Consider the following 16,813-nt stretch of genomic DNA (forward strand, 5'->3'; position numbering starts at 1 on the left):
GCTCAGTTGGCGATCTTGTTGCCGTAGAAAGCTGCGGCGAGATCGTGAATGGCGTATGCCGTACGGGGCCCGAAGCCGAGCAGATAGGCTCCGTTCATGCGGATCACCTTCTTCTCCTTGCCTGCAGGGGTCTCGGCGATCGCCGGATTGGAAAACAGCGCCTCGTCGGAAACAGGCGGTCCGGCATGCGTCATCATCAGGATGACGTCCGGCGCCGCTGTAACCACTGCTTCGTCGGCAAGCTGCTTGTATCCCGGCACTTCAGCGGCCACGTTGATGGCCCCGGCCATCTTGATGATGCCGTCAGCTGCCGTGTTGGAACCCGCCGCGAGGATCTTGCCGTTCTGCATCGACAGAACGAACAGCACACGCTTGCGGTCCTTCACGTCTGCCGTCTGCTTTTCTGCGGCCTTCAGCTTGGTATCGAGTTCGGCGGCCAGCTTCTCCGCCTTGTCATCGGCACCCAATGCCTTGCCGACGACGCGGATCTTTTCCAGAACGCCGGCATGGTCATAGGTCTCGGGCACTTCGATAAAGGGCACGCTGCTCTTCTTCAGGACATCGATCGCATCCTTCGGACCGCTGCCCTTGAGTGCCAGGATGCCGGTTGGATTGACCGAAAGCACGCCTTCCGGCGACAGCGCGCGCATATAGCCGACATCCGGCAGCTTGGCCGCCGCTTCGGGATAGACGCTGGTGGAATCGCGGGCGACGAGTTTGCCTTCCTCGCCCAGCGCATAAACGATCTCGGTGACGGCGCCGCCTACAGCGACGATGCGCTTGGTATCGGAGAATACGGCGCCGGTATCGCTCGCCATTGCGGCGGCGGTCGGCATCGCTGCCAGCGCGGCGCCGAAAACGGCCATCCGCGCCAGCTTCTTCATGACGGAACGCATTATGCGGCGCTCTGTTCTGCCAAGCGGGGCAGGCTTTCCGCCAGCGAACGCCAATCGGCGCGCTCGACCTCGCCCTCGTGACGCTTGCCGAAGAATTGGATGATCATCTTGCCGTCGGCGCCATAGGCTTCGAGCGACGTGACGTGCCCGTCCTTGGTCGGCTTGCGCACCGCCCAGGCCTCAGCGATGTGGTCGGTACGCAGATGCAGATGGAAAGTCTCGTCGAGCACGTTGATCCACGGTCCCATCGGTGTAATCGACTTGACCGGGCCCGAATGGATCTGGATGCAACCACGATTGCCGACGAAGCACATGATCGGCTGGCCACTTTCGGCTGCGCCATGGAACATCGTCGTTACAGCCGACGGATCGAGTTTCCAGGCATAGTCCTGGCCGATCATCTGCACCGCCTGCTGACGGCTGAGTTTCAGCGTGCGCAGCATGCCGAAGAACTGGTGCACGTCCGTGAGCTTGCTCCAACGGTCGCGCAGATCCTCGACCGTTTGCGGCGTCAATTCACCCGGTGCATCGTCCTCGGAAACCGTACCGAGAGCAACCGTAGGCTCCTGGTTGGAAGACACCAACTGATCAACCAGTTTCTGGTAGGCATAGAGATTGGAAGCAGGCCTCAGATGCACCTTGTGCACGGCGTCGCCGGCAGCGTCGAAGAACTGCAGGCTGCGGCGGATTTCATCACCGTCGCGCTTTTCGACGGCAAAGCCATGCGCCCATACCTTAGGGAAGATGCGAAGATCGATGTTCTCGCCCAGCGCCATCGCCGTATGCTCGCCGGTGACGACCTTGTCGTAGACGCCGATCTTTTCATGGACCGCGCTTTCATTACGGGTCAGCGCCATCACCTCGCCGACCGGCTCAAGGCCCGTCAGCAGGTCATTAACGCGTGGCTCGACGCGCGTCACCCCTTCGCCGCAATGCGCAGCCACCAGTTCGGCTTCCGATATGCCGAGCTGTGCGGCGAGATCGCGCTCGCGCATTTTGGGGTTTTCCGCTCGCGTCCGCCGAATTTCGTGCGGGGCTGGCTTCACGCGCTGGTCCATTTCCGTCCCTACCCTTGGTGCCTTACTTATTGAGGATGAGCTTGCCCTGGCGAGTGATCTTGAGCCGGTACAGAGCACCGTGATGCTCAATGCCGATCTCGTGTTCACCCTGGAAAAGCGAGTTGCTGGTCAGCGTCCGCACCGACAGCGGCATCCGCTCGACGCGCAACTGTGTCTGTGCTTCTGGCCGGCGATAGCGGAAACGGAAATCGTCAGGGTTGTGCGTGTTCATTTGGTCCACTCCTGATCTCGCCGAGGCACGCCCGGCTTTCTGCAAAAGCTCGATTCATTTGTTGACTTGAATACTCATGTTTTATAGTCAGTGCAATACCGGACTGGATGAGTCAACATTTAACACATCCACCGAATAAAAAAATGCGAGCCAGCCCTCAGGCGAGCCAGCGTGCAGACAGGAGTTGGAGATGGGCTTGGGGACGAATGAGCGGTCTGAGCAGACCGGGGGATTTTCTATGGCCGGTGGGACTGTCGCCAAAGGCCTGATATTATTGGGGGCAGGTGTCGCGGCTGTAGCGTTGCTCTCCCACGCCGCACAGGCGCAAGAGGCAATCAAGCCTGAGCCGACACAGAACGCACAACAGGCCGGAGAAGCCAAACCCGACGTACAGGGCAGCACGCTGCTCGACAAGATCATGCTCATCAGCCGCACCGGCGAGAGCGCCATCAAGGCGCTGGCCTCGGTCAGCCACGTCGACCAGGAACAGATCGAGCGCCGCATGGCGGCAACCCCCAACGAACTGCTGCGCGGCGTGCCGGGCGTTACGGTGCAGGCCGATGCGCGTCGTACCGCGTCTTCCATCAACATCCGCGGCCTGCAGGATTTCGGTCGCGTCGCAGTGATCGTCGATGGCGCCCGCCAGAACTTCCAGCGTTCGGACCATGGCACCCAGTCGACCTTCTACATCGATCCCGAACTGATCAAATCCGTCGACGTCATCCGGGGTCCCGTTGCCAACACCTATGGCTCGGGCGCCATCGGCGGCGTCGTCATGTTCGACACCAAGGACGCCGAGGATTACCTGAAGCCTGGCGAAACCTGGGCCACCTCGTTGACCGGCCGCTATGAAACCAACGGCAAGGGTTGGACCACTAGCGCAACCGGCGCCTATAAATTCAACGACAATTTCGATGTGCTCGGCAACATCGTCTATCGCGACTACAGCGACTACAAGGACGGCGACGGCAACCAGGTTGGCGGCAGCGGCTTCGATGTGCTGAGCGGCATGCTGAAAAGCACCATCCGTCCGACCGAGAACTCGACGCTGAAGCTCGGCTGGATCGGCAACAGCGAGAGCTGGAATGAGATCAGCAGCGGCAAGCCCGCCTACGATCTAGACATGAAGCAGAATACCTTCACCGGCCGCTACAATCTGACCGATGAGGACAAGAGCTGGCTCGATCTCAACATCAACCTTTCCTACAACAAGGCTACGCTCGATCAGACCAGCCTGATCCCACTCGGCGGTCGTTTCGATCCGATCACCGGTCGCCCGGTGACGCTCCCGGCCGGCTCCAAGACCACTTACGATATCGGCACTTTCGGTATCGACGTTTGGAACACGTCGCGCTTCGAGACTTCCGGCATCAATCACGAACTGACCTATGGCGGCGACTGGGTGTCGGACGATGTCGAGACCACTGGCCTCGCGGCGGGCGACGCCTTCTATACGCCAGGCGGCAAGCGCAATGTCGGCGGCGCCCATATCCAGGACAAGTTGACCTGGGAATGGCTCGAGGTGATTGCCGGGCTGCGCTACGACAGCTACAGCCTCAAGGGTTCTACCTCCGAGACCTCGGGCGATCGCGTGTCGCCGCGCATTACGGTCGGCGTGTCGCCCTTCGAGGCGCCGGGGCTGAATAGCCTGCAGCTCTATACGACCTATGCCGAGGGCTACCGCTCGCCGTCATTGACCGAAACTTTCATCAGCGGCCTGCATCCGGCCGGTGTGTCCTTCCCGTTCCTGCCCAACCCGAATCTCAAGCCTGAAACCGGAAAGACCTGGGAAGCCGGCTTGAACTACACCGCCGACGGCATCTTCCAGCCTGATGACGCATTGCGCATCAAGGCCGCCTACTTCAACAACGATGTCACAGACTATATTGATGGCGTACAATTGTCGGCATTCGACCCGACCAGTGGCTGCCGCCGCGGCGGCATGATCCCGATCTGCTTCCAGTATCAGAACTTCGCCAAGGCCAAGATCAACGGCTTCGAATTCGAAAGCGTCTATGACGCGGCGTGGGGTTTTGCCGGTCTGTCCGCCTCGGTCATCGATGGCCACACCATTTCGTATAAGGGCGTGCGAGCCGATCTGGCCACCATCCCATCCTCACAGGTGGCGGCCCAGCTTGGCTTCCGTTTCTTCGAGGACAGGCTGACCATCGGCGGCGAGGTTCAGTACAATGGCAAACCGGAAGGCAACGCGGCGGCCCGCGATTACACGCTGGTCAACGCCTTCGCTTCCTATAAGGCCAATGACAATCTGAAGGTCGATTTCCGCGTCGACAATATCTTCGACGTCAAATACGCCAACCCGCTCAACGCCACGACCACCTCGACCATCTACGAGCCGGGCGTGACCTTCAAACTTGGCGCAACCATGCGTTTCGGAGGCTGACCATGAAAGCGAAGTCGTTTGTTTTGTTTGCCGCTCTCGCCGCATTCCCTGCCGGCGCGAACCACGCATTTGCACAGCAGGCGACTTCGCTTTCGCTGGAACTCAACGGCGCACAACCTTCGGACAAGGGCTGCCGCCTGACCTTCGTGGTCGCCAATAATCTGGGTAGCGACCTTACCAAGGCCGCCTTCGAGATCGCCCTCTTCAACGAAGCCGGCGTTGTCGACCGCATGACCGTGCTCGACTTCAAGGAACTTTCAGCCGGCAAGACGAAGGTGACGCGTTTCGATCTTTCGGGTACGACTTGCTCCAAGATCAGCCGTGTGCTGGTCAACAGCGCTACGGAATGCGTCGGTCAGGGTGTCGAACCCGCCGCCTGCATGCGCGACCTCAAGACCAGCAGCAAGGCGGGCATCACCTTCGGGGTCTGAGTTTCCGTCATGAACAGGAACTTCGACGTTGGATCCGCAACCGGCTTTTTCGAACAGAGTACCGTTCCAGCCGTTTGCCGGACCAAATGGCCTGCAGTTGGAAGTGGAAGATCCCCTGATCAGCATCCCGAACGGCGTGCTGCAGCCGGATCCGCCGGAAGCCACCAGCCTTGATGACACCGCTGATGCCGAGGTCCAGCCGGCGTCAATGGAAGCGGACCGCGTCAGCGAAGCCGCCGGTTCGAAGCGCAAATGGTCGCTGGCTTTTCTCACCTCGCTCCTCTTCCATGTTGCGGTTGCCGCGGTGTTGATCGTGGCTCCCGAAAGCATTCTGCCGCCGCGCGCGCTTCCAGATTCTGCGCAGGGCGGCGACGGACAGGACACTGCACGGGTTGGCAACGGCGAAACCCCCTCTGTTTCCCGCGGCCGACAGCAGCCCGACGTCACCGACGTCACCGTCATTCCGGAAAGCGAATTTCAGCCTCCCAGGAAAGCCCGGCCGAAACAGGAACCGCCTGCTCAACCGAACGATCGTCCGAAAGAAGCCGCGAAACCACCGAAGGAACCAGAGCAACCCAGAACGGCGGAACCTGCACCTGAAATTCTGCACGACCGGCCCACCCAGGCGGAAAAAGATGCTATCGCCTTGCAGGAGGCTGCACCGCAGGCGACGTTGGAAATTTTACGGCCCGTCCTGCCGGAGCCCAGCGAAGCGGAGCGAGAACTTAGGGAACAACACGCCACGTCCGCCCAGCGGCCACTGCGACCAAAATCCACGCAAGGCGCAAATGGCCAAACCCCATCGGACGCAATGCGGGGCGCGAGCGACGGCCGCGAAGACGGCAGGGAAATGTCATCCGGCAATCAGCGTCAGCAGACAGCGACCGGCAATGCAATCGCATCCCGATACGAGGCGCTCGTTCAACGAAAGCTGGCCCGTGCCAATCGTCAAATCTCCCCGGCGACGCAAGTGGAAGCCGCGCGCAACGCATGGGTGAGCTTCGTCATCAAAGCAGACGGCAGCGTCACGGATATTAAGTTGGAAAGGAGTTCCGGCTCCCAGGCCCTCGACAAGTTCGCGATCGCGATGGTGGAGGGCGTGGCTCCCTTCCCGCCGATCCCGCCGGAGACTGACCGCAAATTCTGGCTGGTTCCTATTGAGGTCGGGCCGTTCTGACCTTGCTCTTCATCTTCAACCCTCATTCTGAAAGGAAAACCATGTACATCGCCATGAACCGCTTCAAGGTGCAGAACGGCTCGGAGGAGGCCTTCGAGAACGTCTGGAAAAATCGCGATTCCTCACTGTCGGAAATGGCCGGCTTTAAGGAATTCCATCTGCTGCGCGGCCCCGTCAATGAGGCCGAGGGATATACGCTGTTCGCGTCGCATACCGTCTGGGCAAGCCATGACGATTTCGTCGCGTGGACGAAGTCAGAGAACTTCAGGGCCGCGCACAAGAATGCCGGCTCTAGCAAGGTCCATTATCTCGGCCATCCGCAGTTCGAGGGCTTCTCAGTCGTCGAAGGCGCCTGAGCTCAGCCTGAGGGCGTCAATGGCGGCGTGGTGCAGCGCCGCCGTTTCTTCATCGAAACAGGCGAAGACGACGTCCGACAGCGTTGAATCCTCATCGAGAAAACTGGCTACCGTACCAACCGCTACCCGCGCGGCCTCAAACTTGGGATAGCGATAGACGCCGGTCGAAATCGCCGGAAAAGCGACCGTACGGCAATCGTTTGTGACAGCGAGTTCGAGCGATCTGCGATAACAGGAAGCGAGCAGTGCGGGCTCACCCTTGCCACCGCCTTGCCAGACTGGTCCTACCGTATGGATCACATGTCTGGCCGGCAGCCGGTAGCCTGCCGTGATCTTCGCCTCACCAACCCTGCAGCCATTGAGCGTGCGGCACTCCTGAACGAGTTCCGGGCCGGCGGCGCGGTGAATGGCGCCATCCACGCCACCACCCCCCAGCAGCGACGTGTTGGCCGCGTTCACGATAGCGTCGACCGCAAGCTTGGTGATGTCTCCCCTTATCACCCGCATGCGCATGGCAGCCTCATGCAGCCGCCAGCAGGCTGGCATTGCCACCGGCGGCGGTGGTGTCGACGCAGACGGCCCGCTCATGCGCATAGGCCGCCGGATAGATCACCTCGCTGACCAGAGACACGATAGGCCCGCCGCGGCCTGCGATCGCTTCGCGCAAGGCGCGGCTATCTTCGACCGAGCCGGAGAAAGCGACGACATCGAGCCGAAGCGTATCGATGGCGCTCTGGTCCATGCGTGCGTCGATGGCGGCGATCGGCAGTCCCTTGCCGGTCAGCATTGAGAGGGCCGTCGGCGCACCGGGCGCAACCGCCAGGACCGCATTGCCGGCGGCAAGCGCCTGTACTGCCTGCGCCAATAGCGTCTCTGCGTCCGGTCCAAGCACCAGCACACGGCCTCGTGGCGTCAGCGAAAGCGTGTTCGCCTCACCTGTCGGTCCGGGCAGATCGACCTGACCGAATTCAAGCCCAGCTGCAGCCCCGATGGCATCCGCTGCTTTGCCGCGCAGATGCTTGCGCAGGATCGCGATGCGATCCGGCCGCGTCGACCAGCCGCCAAGCACCGGATCTGGCATGTTGTCGGCAAGTTCCCTGGCCGAAACCAGACGTCCTTCGCCCAACGCCGTGCTGGCTTCGGGGCCCTTGCGGAAGCGGCGCAGATAGTGCGGGCCTCCCGCCTTGGGCCCGGTACCGGAGAGGCCCTCACCGCCGAACGGCTGTGAGCCGACGACCGCACCGATCTGGTTGCGGTTCACATAGATGTTGCCGGCATGGATGCCATCAACGAAATGCTGCGCACGGCCATCGATGCGGGTGTGCAGGCCGAATGTCAGCCCATAGCCCTTGCGGTTGATGGCAGCGATGACGGCATCGATATCGTCGGCATCGAACGTGGCGATATGCAATACTGGACCGAACACCTCGCGTTCCATCTCCTCAATACCCTTGACCCGGAACACTGCGGGCGCCACGAACCGACCGTCCGCCGGCACGCCGAGTTGTGCGATCGTTCGCCCCTCACCTGCCATTTTGGCACTATAATCCTTGATCGCCTTCTGTGCTTCATCGTCAATGACCGGGCCGACATCGGTCGAGATCTGCCACGGATCACCGATGTTGAGTGCATCCATGGCGCCTTTCAGCATCTCCAGCATCTTGGCCTCCACATCCTTCTGGACGTAGAGCACGCGCAAGGCTGAGCAACGCTGGCCGGCGCTCTGGAAGGAGGAAGCCAGCACGTCGCGGATCGCCTGCTCGGGCAGCGCGGTGGAATCGACGATCATGGCATTCAGGCCGCCGGTCTCGGCAATCAACATGGCATCGGGCGCCGCCGTCTTGGCCAGCTGACGCTCGATCAGCTTGGCGACTTCGGTCGAACCGGTGAAGCAGACGCCTGCGATGCGCGGATCGGCAGTCAGCGGCGCGCCGACAGTGGGGCCATCGCCCGGCAGCAGTTGGATCACATCTTCCGGCACACCTGCCTCGCGCAGCAATTCGACCGCACGATAGGCAATCAGTGGCGTCTGCTCGGCCGGCTTGGCAATCACTGCATTGCCGGTGACGAGGGCCGCAGCAATCTGGCCGGTGAAGATGGCGAGCGGGAAATTCCACGGCGAAATGCAGACGATGGCACCACGTGCCTGTGTACCCGCTTCGGCCTGAGCCGCCTGCGCCGCATAGTAGCGCAGGAAATCAACCGCTTCGCGCACTTCGGCAACCCCATCGGCCAATGTCTTGCCGGCCTCGCGGGTGGCGAGCGCAAAGAATTCGACAGCGTGCTTCTCATAAAGATCGGCCGCACGGGACAGGATGGCGGCGCGTTCACTGACCGGCCGTTTCGCCCAGGCCGGTTGCGCCTCAACCGCGAAGCGCACGGCTGTCGGCACCTGCTTGGCCGCCGCCTCGATGACCGTACCCACGATTTCAGACGGCCGTGCCGGATTGACCACAGGTCGTTCCTGACCGTAGCCGGCAGCGCGAGTAATGGGTTTGGCAGTCCAGCGGTTGGGACCCGCAAAAGCCGCCTTGGCTTTGTCGATCTCGGCCAGTGTCACGATGTCGGTGATATCCCAGCCCTTGGCGTTGCGCCGACCGGCGCCAAATATTGCAACGGGTTTCGCAATGTTCGGGTTGGCCGCCGCCCCTTGCGTTTCGACGGCTTCAAGGGGATCGCGTGCGATCTCTTCCGGCGCAACGTCCTCGTCCGTCAATTGATGAACGAAGGAGGAATTGGCGCCGTTTTCCAACAAACGCCGGACAAGATAGGCAAGCAGATCCGAATGCGCGCCGACAGGCGCATAGATGCGGCAGCGCGTACCCTCAGCCTTGCGGATCGTCTCATGCAGTTGTTCTCCCATGCCGTGCAGGCGCTGGAATTCGAAACTGTCGCGATCCGACGCCATCGACAGGATTGCCGCTGCCGTATGTGCGTTGTGCGTGGCGAACTGCGGATAGATGCGGTCGGTCATGCCAAGCAACTTGCGGGCGCAAGCGAGATACGAAACGTCAGTGTTCACCTTGCGCGTGAACACCGGATAGCCGGCAAGGCCAAGCGTCTGTGCACGCTTGATCTCGGTGTCCCAATAGGCGCCCTTGACCAGCCGCACCATGATCTTGCGGTCAAGCTTGGTGGCCAGCGCATGCAGCCAGTCGATGGTGAAGGCAGCCCGCGGACCATAGGCCTGCACGACGACACCGAAACCGCTCCAGTCGGCAAGTTCCGGATCCGCCAGCACGCGCTCAATGACATCGAGCGAAAGATCAAGCCGGTCAGCCTCTTCGGCGTCGATGTTCAGACCCATGCGCGCCTTGCGCGCAGCGCGTGCCAGCGACAACAGCCGGTCAGCCATCACCGGCAGCATCGTTTCTTTTTGCGCAACTTCATAGCGCGGATGCAACGCCGAGAGTTTCACCGAGATGCCATGGTTCAGACGGATGTCGTCCCCCTTGGCGCCGGAGGCCAGTGAGGCAATGGCGTCGGCATAGGCCTTCAGATAGCGCAATGCGTCGTGTTCGGTGCGCGCCGCCTCGCCCAGCATGTCGAAGGAATAGAGATACCCCTTCTGCGTCATCGATTTGCCGCGCTTGACCGCCTCGGCAATGGTGCGGCCAAGCACGAACTGTTCGCCCATTTCGCGCATCGCTGCCGCTACCGCTTTGCGGATCACCGGCTCGCCCAACCGTCGTACCATGGAACGCAGCGTGCCTTCGATACCGCCCTCGCCCTCATCCAGCACTCGGCCGGTCAGCATCAGCGCCCAGGTCGAGGCATTGACGAAGATTGAGGACGACGAACCCGAATGCGATGACCAGTCGTGCGGAGCAATCTTGTCGGCGATCAGGTCGTCCATCGTCTCGGCATCCGGCACGCGTAACAGCGCTTCCGCCAAGCACATCAGTGCCACGCCTTCTTTGGTCGAGAGCCCATAGGCCGATAGAAACACCTCCATCAGGCGCGGATCGGACGAGCCGCGCACGGCACGCACCAGATCGGCAGCACGCTTGGAGATCGCCATGCGCTCATCGGCCGACAGTCCGGTCGTCGCAGCCAGCCGTTTCACGGCCTCGTCTTCGTCGGGAAGATAATTGGCACGAATCTGCTCACGGATGGTGGCTAGCGCGGTCATGGCGGTCCTTTGAGGCGCGGTTTAGGGATCCGGCCAACGGCTGTTCGGCCGGACGATGAAAACTAACATGAAGCGCCGACTTTCGCCGGTCCGAATTACTGGCGAATGCAGGCCATTTGAGCTATGAATGCCACCAGATTTAGCAAAGATAGGCTACGAAATTGGCAATTGAAGACCAATTGGACCGACTCGATCGCAACATCCTTTCTGCATTGGCCAGAAGCGGACGACAGTCGATGTCGGAACTTGCGGCAAAGGTCGGGCTCTCGAAGACACCCGTGCAGGCCCGCGTCAAACGGTTGGAGAAAGATGGCTTCATCAAAGGCTATGCAGCCATCATCGACCGGGAGCGCATGGGCGAAGGCCATGTCGCCTTTGTCCAGGTGAAGCTGTCGGACACTCGCTCCAGTGCGTTGGACGCCTTCAACCGGGCCGTACAGGCTGTTCCCGAGATCGAACAGTGCCACATGATGGCCGCGAGCTTTGACTATCTGCTCAAGGTGCGTACCCGAGATATCGCTGCCTATCGGCGCATCCTGGGCGAACGCATCTCCGCATTGCCGCATGTTGCGCAGACCTCGACCTTCGTGGCGATGGAGACGGTCAAAGACCGTTAGCCACGTGGGAAATTCAAGGCGAGAGCGTTTTGAGGAACGCCACGAGTGCCACCCTCTCCCGCTCGGATAACTGCATCGGATGCACCTCAGAGACACCTTCGACGCTGAGCGGTGCTTTGGCGTAATGCGCCACCACCTCTTCGAGCGAGCCGAACTGGCCGGCATGCATGTAAGGCGGCCGGCCAGCGACAGCGCGCAAAGATGGCGTTTTATACGCTCTGATCAGTTCCGGCTTGTCGCGTACCATAAACTTCAATTCGCCGCAGGCTTCCGGCCCACCGTCACGAAAGACACCGAGACAATTGAACGGGTCCGCATCGACCTGGGCAACCGCGTCAATACGACCGCGGTCCGGTGGCAGGTCCGCCACCGGCGGCACACCCGTATTGTGGAAAGCGTGATCAGTGAACAAGGGACCGTTGTGGCAGGTCGAGCAGTTCGCCTTGCCGATGAACAATTTCAGCCCCTGGATCTCCTCCGCCGAAAAGACAGCGTCGTCCTTCGGTTCCTTTCCCGCGGCGAGTGCCGCGGCGAACCGATCGAATCGTGTTTCCTTCGGCATGATGGAGCGTTGAAAGGCGGCCAGCGCCTTGCCGATATTGGCGAAAACCCGGTTGATATCATCCCGTTGGCCGTCGCTCATCCCGCTCCAGGCCGATTGTTCCGCAACCGACCCAAGCGGACTGGCACTAGCCGGTATGCCGGCAAAATCGGGTAGCGGCCCAAAGATTCGCTCATAGCGTTCGCCGAAGCGTGCTTTGACGTAGCGTGCATAGGCGGCGCGGTTGCCGGCCTGTTCCAGAGGGTTTTCCAGCGGTACCAGCGCCTGTGACCACAAGCTGTCCCGGCGACCATCCCAGAAAAACCATGGGCTGAAGGCAACACCGGCAAGCGGCTGGGTACGCCTGTTGGTACGCCCGACGCCCATCCCCTGCGGAAGACCATCCTGGAACTGCTGGCCGATCTGGTGGCAGGTGGAACAGGCGACCGTACCGTTCCGGCTCAACGAAAAATCGAAAAACAGCGTCGCACCCAGTGCTGCCGCTCCAGGATCGTCCGCATACCGGTTTGTGGTGTCAGGCTTCAGCGGCGGCAAGGCACTCAGCGCCAGACTGGCGACAGTTCTTTTCTCGGCTTCCGAGAATTGCGGCCTCTCGCAACCGGCAACAAGAACTGCCAGCAACAGAACGAGGATTAGGCTGAGAGCGTTTCCGCTTTTTGCGGAAACGCGGAAACGCGCTGACCTTTTATTTCTACGCAATTCCCGATGGAAAACCGCTACACACTTTTCCTGGAATTGCGCTGGAAAGCATCTCATGCTCACAACACGATGTTGAACACCACCGTATCGGATCCGGTTGGTGCGGAAATGCCCAGCTTCAGCTGCCACCAGCCGCTCATGGAGAACTTGACGCCCGAAATCCGATAACGGCCCTCGCCCAGATAGTCGGTCATCTTCGGGCTGGTCGGCAAGCCATGCGCGTGCTGCGGCATGCCGCCGGAAACCTCGACCGTCGCATTCTCCACCGGTTTGCCTGTCGCCGTCTTCAGTGTCAGCACCCAGTCCTGCAGTTCGTTCTGTCTCGCCGCCCCGTCTTGCGGCACAAAGGTCGCGACAAACATGCCCTTCTCGCTGCCCCGCGTCTGCCCGGTTTCCGGTGCAGCGGCAGGCGGCGTGTTGGGTGCAGTCATGTAAACCACTGCCAGAACGCCGAGCACCATGGCGGTCAGCCCTATGCCCGCAACCAGATAACGCCAGAACGGTGCCAATGAAGCCCCACATCATGCCTGTGAACGTCAAAGACAGCGCCTAGCATCCCGCATGCTTGTGGGAAAGTGCGGCGATGAAGCGAACCGCAGGAACCAGGCATGGCGCGCGCGCCGACAAAAAGCTACAGCGGTTCGCTCAGGGAGATGAGGTGATGTCAAAGGGTGTCGCCGCGATCGGCGAATGCATGCTGGAACTGTCAGGCCAGAACGGGCCGGACTGGCGGCTGGGTTTTGCCGGCGACACATTCAACACGCTGTGGGCGCTGGCTGCACTCACCGGCGGCCCCGCAACCTATGTCTCTGCCTTTGGCGACGATCCCTTCTCGCAGCGCCAGATCGAATTCTTCGCCGAGAACGGCATCGGCATTGGGGCGAGCCCTGTCATCATCGGGGCGCGGCCCGGTCTTTACGCCATCACGCTCGACGGCGCCGAGCGGTCCTTCACCTATTGGCGTTCGGATTCAGCAGCCCGTCAGCTGGCGTCAGATGCGACCGCCCTGGCGAAAAGCATGGAAAATCAGTCTCTTGTCTACTTTTCCGGAATCACTTTGGCAATTCTGGATCGAGAGGCGCGCAAGACGTTGCTGAGTGCCATTTCAAATGCTCGTGCAGCCGGAAGTCAGGTGGCCTTCGACCCCAATTACCGCCCACGCCTGTGGCCGGAGCGCGAGACCGCACAGGTTGCGATCGCAGAGGCGCTTGCCGTCAGCGATATCGCACTGCCGACCTTTCCTGACGAACAGATGCTGCATGGCGACCGCACACCCGAGGACACTGCCGAGCGGATCGGCCGTTCGGTGCGCGAAGTGGTCGTCAAGAATGGCGAGCTGCCAGCTCTGGTTTCAGTCGGCGCGGATGGGCAGGAGGTTGCCGCCATCCATGTCGCCAAGCCTGTGGACACCACCGGCGCCGGCGATTCCTTCAACGGCGGCTATCTGGCCGCCCGTCTTGCAGGCCTGGCGCCGGCCGATGCCGCCCGCCGCGCCCACCGTGTCGCCTCCAGGGTGGTGCAGGTACGCGGTGCGCTCGCTCCGTTCGAAATGCTGCGCGAAGCGTTCGACGAATAGCTGCAGCGGATCGTCAGTCCAGACGGAACCGGTATTCCGTCACATGATGATAGTTTTCGCCCGGCAGAAGCGTAGCCGACGGGAAATAGGACCGATTGGGAGCATCGGGCCAGACCTGCGTCTCAAGGCATAGGCCCGAAAAGCGTCGATAACCCAGCCCACCCAGACCCGGTGCCGATGGCGTGATGTATCCGCCGCCATATAGCTGCACGCCCGGTTCCGACGTCCACACCTCCATCTCGACGCCGGAGGCAGCTCCTTGAACCCAGGCGGCCTGCCGCATCGGTCCGCGCGTGGAAGCGAGGCAGAAATTATGGTCGTAGACAAATTGCTCGCCCTCGCTGCGCATTTGTCGCGCCTGCCGGAAATCGAGCGGCGTCCCGTCGACGGGCTGCACGACGCCCGTCGGGATCATTTCATCGTCAACCGGCAGATAGGCTCCAGCAGGGATCATCAGGCGGTGATCCAGCACGTCTCCCGCGCCGCCATCATCGAGATTGAAATAAGAATGCTGGGTGAGATTGCACACCGTGGCTTCATCGGCTTTGGCGGTAAACTCCACGCTGAGCGTGCCGGGGATTTTTAACCGGTAGGTGCAGGTCACGTCGAGTGCGCCGGGAAACCCCATCGTGCCCGCCGCATCGTGCAGGCTCAACGTGACGAAGTCACGGCCGTGCAAGGAAACCTCCCAAGCACGGGCGGCATAACCGCCCGAGCCGCCGTGCAGCGCGTGTTTGCCCAGGAAATTGCGGTCGATCTGATGGCGTTGGCCAGCCAGCGTGAACCGGCCATCATGGATGCGGTTGGCGAAGCGGCCTACAACCGCACCGAAGTAGAAACTGTTGTTTTCATAGGCTTCGAAACGGTCGTAGCCGAGCACAAGAGGCGCGTTATGACCTGCGAGGCGCAAATCCTGGATCACCGCGCCCCAGTTGAGGACGTTGGCCGAGAGCCCGCCGCCGCGGATGGTGAAACGGCGGATCGCCTCGCCTGCTTGCGTGGTCCCGAAGAGCTCGCCGTCTCTCATGAAGATAACGAAGATCTGCCGGTTTTGCCGAACGCCCTCATATGTCGGTCAGAGGCCGAGACCGCCGATGCAGACATATTTGGTATCGAGATAATCCTCGATGCCCTGATGTCCGCCTTCCTTGCCGAGGCCGGATTCCTTAACGCCACCGAACGGTGCTTCCGGCGTGGTGATCAAGCCTTCATTGACACCGACCATGCCGTATTTCAGTCCCTCCATGACGCGGAAAGCGCGGCCGAGGTCGCCAGTGTAGAAATAGCACGCCAGTCCGAATTCGGTGTCATTGGCAAGGGAGACCGCTTCTTCCTCGGTCGTGAATTTGAAGACCGGTGCGACGGGGCCGAAGATTTCTTCCTTCATGAACATCATGTCGGGTGTGGCACCGCTGATCACGGTCGGCTCGAAGAACGAGCCGCCGAGCGCATGCGGCTTGCCGCCGGTCTCGACCTTGCCGCCCTTGGCCTTGGCGTCCGCCACGAATTCGGCAGTCTTCTGTGCCGCCTTCTCGTCGATCAGCGGACCCTGCTGCACGCCTTCCTCGAGGCCGGAGCCGACCTTCAGCTTGGCGGTCGCAGCGGCCAGCCTTTCGACGAATTTGTCGTGGATGCCGGCCTGTACGAAGAAGCGGTTGGTGCAGACACAGGTCTGCCCGGAATTGCGGAACTTCGCGGTGATCGCGCCTTCGACCGCACGGTCGAGATCGGCATCGTCGAAGACGATGAACGGCGCGTTGCCGCCCAGTTCCATCGATACCTTCTTGACCGTCTTGGCCGACTTCTCGATCAGCATCTTGCCGACCGGGGTCGAGCCGGTGAAGGTGATCTTCTTGACCAGCGGGTTGAAGCAGAGTTCGTCACCGATCTCGCCCGCCGCGCCCGTCACGATGTTGACGACGCCCTTCGGGAAACCGACTTCTTCCGCCAGCGCGCCCCAGGCCAGCGCCGAATATGGCGTCTGCGTGGCAGGCTTGACGACGGCGGTGCAGCCGGCGGCCAGCGCCGGTCCGAGCTTGCGGGCCAGCATGGAGGACGGGAAATTCCAAGGGGTGATGGCGGCGACGACGCCGACCGGCTCCTTGGTCACCATGATGCGACGGTCGGCCCAGGGCGACGGCACGACATCGCCGTAGGTGCGGCGCCCCTCTTCGGCGAACCACAGCACATAGGCGGCCGATGAGCCAACCTCGCCGCGTGCCTCGAACAGCGACTTGCCCTGTTCGGTCGTGAGCAACTCGGCCAGCGCATCCTGGTTGTCCATGATGGCATCGTGCAGCTTGCGCAGAAGCTTCGAGCGCTCGAGCGCCGAAGTCTTGCGCCAGGTCAGGAAGGCTGTATGCGCGGCCTCGATGGCGCGGCGGGTTTCGGCGGCGCCTGCCTTCGGCACCGTGCCGATCTTCAGCCCATTGGCCGGATTGGTGACGTCGATGGTCTGACCGGAATCGGCCTGTACCCATTCACCATTGATGAGATTGGCCTGCCGCATGAAATGGCTGGTCTTCTGAAGCATGGTCTAGCCTCCCTTCGGCCGCTTGCGGACCGGTCATGGATGGGTCGATGGGTGTTTCGGCGTCACTGCCGCAATTGGACCACCGCTCTTACTCCAGAGCCCGCCCCGCGATCAATCGCCATTGCTGAACCTAAGCACTA

Annotated in this window: 15 protein-coding genes; 6 read left to right on the forward strand and 9 right to left on the reverse strand. The window is 61.5% G+C overall.

Translation table 11 applies throughout. The features are described 5' to 3' along the window. Positions 1 to 2: 2 nt before the first annotated feature. From L4923_RS12055 to hemP, 3 genes are read right to left on the reverse strand one after another with little or no spacing between them, the layout of a single operon-like run. Entirely contained in the window at positions 3 to 896 is an 894-nt protein-coding gene (locus tag L4923_RS12055; RefSeq protein WP_425530937.1) for a heme/hemin ABC transporter substrate-binding protein, read from the reverse strand. Further along, positions 896 to 1,954, reverse strand: a complete 1,059-nt coding sequence (locus L4923_RS12060) for a hemin-degrading factor (protein WP_239365208.1) — start codon at positions 1,952 to 1,954, stop codon at positions 896 to 898. The genes L4923_RS12055 and L4923_RS12060 overlap by 1 nt, the downstream gene beginning before the upstream one ends. A 22-nt stretch (positions 1,955 to 1,976) precedes the next feature. After that, positions 1,977 to 2,186, reverse strand: a complete 210-nt coding sequence (hemP, locus tag L4923_RS12065) for a hemin uptake protein HemP (RefSeq protein ID WP_239365210.1) — start codon at positions 2,184 to 2,186, stop codon at positions 1,977 to 1,979. 238 nt (positions 2,187 to 2,424) lie between these two features. On the opposite strand from hemP, the gene L4923_RS12070 reads away from it, so the two are divergent. The 4 genes from L4923_RS12070 to hmuQ are packed head-to-tail and all read left to right on the forward strand — an operon-like array spanning position 2,425 to position 6,554. Next, positions 2,425 to 4,590 carry a TonB-dependent hemoglobin/transferrin/lactoferrin family receptor gene (locus L4923_RS12070; protein WP_239365212.1) on the forward strand — a complete coding sequence of 722 codons (2,166 nt, stop codon included), beginning with the start codon at positions 2,425 to 2,427 and terminating at the stop codon, positions 4,588 to 4,590. A 2-nt stretch (positions 4,591 to 4,592) separates the two neighbouring features. Next, positions 4,593 to 5,021, forward strand: a complete 429-nt coding sequence (locus L4923_RS12075) for a hypothetical protein (RefSeq protein WP_239365214.1) — start codon at positions 4,593 to 4,595, stop codon at positions 5,019 to 5,021. A gap of 28 nt (positions 5,022 to 5,049) precedes the next feature. Beyond that, entirely contained in the window at positions 5,050 to 6,198 is a 1,149-nt protein-coding gene (locus tag L4923_RS12080; RefSeq protein WP_239365215.1) for an energy transducer TonB family protein, read from the forward strand. 41 nt (positions 6,199 to 6,239) lie between these two features. Beyond that, entirely contained in the window at positions 6,240 to 6,554 is a 315-nt protein-coding gene (gene hmuQ / locus L4923_RS12085; RefSeq protein ID WP_239365216.1) for a heme-degrading protein HmuQ, read from the forward strand. Here hmuQ and L4923_RS12090 read toward each other — a convergent pair. Beyond that, complete coding sequence (locus L4923_RS12090) at positions 6,534 to 7,067, reverse strand: O-acetyl-ADP-ribose deacetylase (RefSeq protein WP_239365217.1); 534 nt, start codon at positions 7,065 to 7,067, stop codon at positions 6,534 to 6,536. The two genes, hmuQ and L4923_RS12090, sit on opposite strands and share 21 nt — an antisense overlap. 7 nt (positions 7,068 to 7,074) lie before the next feature. Further along, entirely contained in the window at positions 7,075 to 10,686 is a 3,612-nt protein-coding gene (putA, locus tag L4923_RS12095; protein WP_239365218.1) for a bifunctional proline dehydrogenase/L-glutamate gamma-semialdehyde dehydrogenase PutA, read from the reverse strand. Between the two features lie 167 nt (positions 10,687 to 10,853). Between putA and L4923_RS12100 the strand changes: the two genes are divergently transcribed. After that, positions 10,854 to 11,303 carry an Lrp/AsnC ligand binding domain-containing protein gene (locus tag L4923_RS12100; RefSeq protein ID WP_144223155.1) on the forward strand — a complete coding sequence of 150 codons (450 nt, stop codon included), beginning with the start codon at positions 10,854 to 10,856 and terminating at the stop codon, positions 11,301 to 11,303. A gap of 13 nt (positions 11,304 to 11,316) precedes the next feature. On the opposite strand, the gene L4923_RS12105 is transcribed toward L4923_RS12100, so the two are convergent. Together L4923_RS12105 and L4923_RS12110 are read right to left on the reverse strand one after the other, a co-directional pair. After that, complete coding sequence (locus L4923_RS12105; protein ID WP_425530938.1) at positions 11,317 to 12,486, reverse strand: cytochrome-c peroxidase; 1,170 nt, start codon at positions 12,484 to 12,486, stop codon at positions 11,317 to 11,319. Positions 12,487 to 12,623: 137 nt separating this feature from the next. Continuing rightward, on the reverse strand, positions 12,624 to 13,073 hold the full coding sequence (locus L4923_RS12110; RefSeq protein ID WP_239365220.1) for a FixH family protein: 450 nt from the start codon (positions 13,071 to 13,073) through the stop codon (positions 12,624 to 12,626). Between the two features lie 149 nt (positions 13,074 to 13,222). Here L4923_RS12110 and L4923_RS12115 point away from each other — a divergent pair, with 149 nt between their 5' ends. Beyond that, positions 13,223 to 14,140, forward strand: coding sequence for a sugar kinase (locus L4923_RS12115; RefSeq protein ID WP_239365366.1), 918 nt, complete (start codon positions 13,223 to 13,225; stop codon positions 14,138 to 14,140). Positions 14,141 to 14,153: 13 nt separating this feature from the next. Here the strand turns inward: L4923_RS12115 and L4923_RS12120 are convergent, their stop codons facing one another. Both L4923_RS12120 and L4923_RS12125 read right to left on the reverse strand, forming a co-directional pair. Continuing rightward, positions 14,154 to 15,173: an aldose epimerase family protein gene (locus L4923_RS12120; RefSeq protein WP_239365368.1), complete on the reverse strand. Its 1,020-nt coding sequence runs from the start codon at positions 15,171 to 15,173 to the stop codon at positions 14,154 to 14,156. A 42-nt stretch (positions 15,174 to 15,215) separates the two neighbouring features. Beyond that, positions 15,216 to 16,673: an NAD-dependent succinate-semialdehyde dehydrogenase gene (locus L4923_RS12125; protein WP_239365221.1), complete on the reverse strand. Its 1,458-nt coding sequence runs from the start codon at positions 16,671 to 16,673 to the stop codon at positions 15,216 to 15,218. Positions 16,674 to 16,813 lie beyond the last annotated feature (140 nt).

This window comes from Terribium retamae, assembly GCF_022347545.1.
Lineage (GTDB): Bacteria > Pseudomonadota > Alphaproteobacteria > Rhizobiales > Rhizobiaceae > Mesorhizobium > Mesorhizobium retamae.